1 rRNA gene is annotated in these 1,647 nt (G+C 53.4%); it reads right to left on the bottom strand.

The features are described 5' to 3' along the window. Window positions 1-20: 20 nt before the first annotated feature. Window positions 21-1,560, bottom strand: a 16S ribosomal RNA gene (locus CJP72_RS08860). Window positions 1,561-1,647 lie beyond the last annotated feature (87 nt).

Below are 1,647 nucleotides of genomic sequence, written 5' to 3'. Positions count from 1 at the left end.
CAAAGGCAGGTTCTTTAAGGTAAGGAGGTGATCCAACCGCAGGTTCCCCTACGGTTACCTTGTTACGACTTCACCCCAGTCATGAATCACAAAGTGGTAAGCGCCCTCCCGAAGGTTAAGCTACCTACTTCTTTTGCAACCCACTCCCATGGTGTGACGGGCGGTGTGTACAAGGCCCGGGAACGTATTCACCGTGGCATTCTGATCCACGATTACTAGCGATTCCGACTTCATGGAGTCGAGTTGCAGACTCCAATCCGGACTACGACATACTTTATGAGGTCCGCTTGCTCTCGCGAGGTCGCTTCTCTTTGTATATGCCATTGTAGCACGTGTGTAGCCCTGGTCGTAAGGGCCATGATGACTTGACGTCATCCCCACCTTCCTCCAGTTTATCACTGGCAGTCTCCTTTGAGTTCCCGGCCGGACCGCTGGCAACAAAGGATAAGGGTTGCGCTCGTTGCGGGACTTAACCCAACATTTCACAACACGAGCTGACGACAGCCATGCAGCACCTGTCTCACAGTTCCCGAAGGCACTTTCGCATCTCTGCAAAATTCTGTGGATGTCAAGACCAGGTAAGGTTCTTCGCGTTGCATCGAATTAAACCACATGCTCCACCGCTTGTGCGGGCCCCCGTCAATTCATTTGAGTTTTAACCTTGCGGCCGTACTCCCCAGGCGGTCGACTTAACGCGTTAGCTCCGGAAGCCACTCCTCAAGGGAACAACCTCCAAGTCGACATCGTTTACGGCGTGGACTACCAGGGTATCTAATCCTGTTTGCTCCCCACGCTTTCGCACCTGAGCGTCAGTCTTTGTCCAGGGGGCCGCCTTCGCCACCGGTATTCCTCCAGATCTCTACGCATTTCACCGCTACACCTGGAATTCTACCCCCCTCTACAAGACTCTAGCCTGCCAGTTTCGGATGCAGTTCCCAGGTTGAGCCCGGGGATTTCACATCCGACTTGACAGACCGCCTGCGTGCGCTTTACGCCCAGTAATTCCGATTAACGCTTGCACCCTCCGTATTACCGCGGCTGCTGGCACGGAGTTAGCCGGTGCTTCTTCTGCGGGTAACGTCAATGGCCAAGGTTATTAACCTTAACCCCTTCCTCCCCGCTGAAAGTACTTTACAACCCGAAGGCCTTCTTCATACACGCGGCATGGCTGCATCAGGCTTGCGCCCATTGTGCAATATTCCCCACTGCTGCCTCCCGTAGGAGTCTGGACCGTGTCTCAGTTCCAGTGTGGCTGGTCATCCTCTCAGACCAGCTAGGGATCGTCGCCTAGGTGAGCCGTTACCCCACCTACTAGCTAATCCCATCTGGGCACATCCGATGGCAAGAGGCCCGAAGGTCCCCCTCTTTGGTCTTGCGACGTTATGCGGTATTAGCTACCGTTTCCAGTAGTTATCCCCCTCCATCGGGCAGTTTCCCAGACATTACTCACCCGTCCGCCACTCGTCACCCAAGAGCAAGCTCTCTGTGCTACCGTTCGACTTGCATGTGTTAGGCCTGCCGCCAGCGTTCAATCTGAGCCATGATCAAACTCTTCAATTTAAGTTTGATGCTCATGAAATTAAACTTCGTAATGAATTACGTGTTCACTCTTGAGACTTGGTATTCATTTTTCGTCTTGCGACGTTA

This window comes from Citrobacter sp. NCU1, assembly GCF_010231475.1.
Classification (GTDB): Bacteria; Pseudomonadota; Gammaproteobacteria; order Enterobacterales; family Enterobacteriaceae; genus Citrobacter_D.
Note: the sequence above shows the minus strand (reverse complement) of the source record. Positions and strands in the feature narration are given on the sequence as shown.